1 protein-coding gene is annotated in these 1027 nt (G+C 40.6%); it reads left to right on the top strand.

Going from position 1 to position 1027, the window contains the following annotated elements; translation table 11 throughout:
* The first annotated feature begins 89 nt into the window (after positions 1-89).
* Positions 90-749 (top strand): nucleotidyltransferase domain-containing protein, encoded by a 660-nt coding sequence (locus tag ACFPOF_RS27330; RefSeq protein WP_378138561.1) that lies wholly within the window; start codon positions 90-92, stop codon positions 747-749.
* Positions 750-1027 lie beyond the last annotated feature (278 nt).

Genomic DNA, 1027 nt, shown 5'->3' with positions numbered 1-1027 from the left:
AGCATATTCAGCCGGACACATCCGCACCACCTAACCGCATCGCGGCCGGCTCCTGACGGAGCCTTAAGGTGGTGGGACGTCGTGAACACATGAACGTTATAAGAAATCCCCGCAAGAGCTTAAAGTACAATAAAGAGGTGGCAGTTATAATCTCTTCTGAACTCGTTAAAATTGAGTTATTGATGAAATCTTTTGAAAGACCTTGGTTTATAGCAGGAGGCTGGACAATTGATTTAGCTCTAGATGAAGTTACACGGGCACATAAAGATATGGATATCTGCATTTTTAGAAGTGATATTGAATATGCAATTTCATATTTTCAAGACTGGGATATTCATGTAGCAATACCTGGAGAAAGTCGATTAGAACCATATAAGAAGATAAGTGACTTGGAATTGCCAAGATATTGTTTGCATTTATTTAAGGGTAATGACTTCCTTGAAATACTTGCAACAGAACTAATCGATGATGAAGTTATCTTTAGAAAGAATAGAAATATAAAAATGCACATTAGTAATTTTATTAAAGGCAGTCTTGAAAGACCATTTGTAAATCCAGCATGGCAATTATTATTTAAGAGCCTTAGTACAAGAATCGAAGACGAGCATGACTTTAAGATCTATATGGAACGAATGAATGATGATCAATCAAAGAAATGGTTATTAGAAAGCATGATAATAAGCAATGGAAATAAGGACTGGATAAAGGAACTTGCTCGAGTATTCGAAGAAGGCGGGGACATCTTATAACACCATGTTCACGCATCGGGCCATTCGGCCCTCGGTCCGGCAGGAGTTAGATGAGGATTCGAAGAAGTAATTGGCAGTAGCAGGGAAGTAGATTCAGCCGGACACATCCGCACCGACTAAGCGCATCGCGCCCGGCGACTTCGTCGCCTTAAGTCGGTGGGACGTCGTGAACACATGAACGTTAGACGAAATTGGACCGCAGCTGCTACGAGTTATATTTTTGCATACTGTGGAGATTGCCATCGGAATCAAAGAAGAACATGAAGTATTTCAGGTTT

The organism is Cohnella soli, from assembly GCF_042655525.1.
Lineage (GTDB): Bacteria > Bacillota > Bacilli > Paenibacillales > Paenibacillaceae > Cohnella > Cohnella soli.
The sequence above is the reverse complement of the archived record's forward strand: the minus strand, read 5'-3'. Positions and strand labels throughout refer to the sequence as shown.

Excerpts from the sequence above, each read along its gene's own strand:
- ACFPOF_RS27330 (WP_378138561.1), top strand. The coding sequence starts at position 90 with ATGAACGTTATAAGAAATCCCCGCAAGAGCTTAAAGTACAATAAAGAG.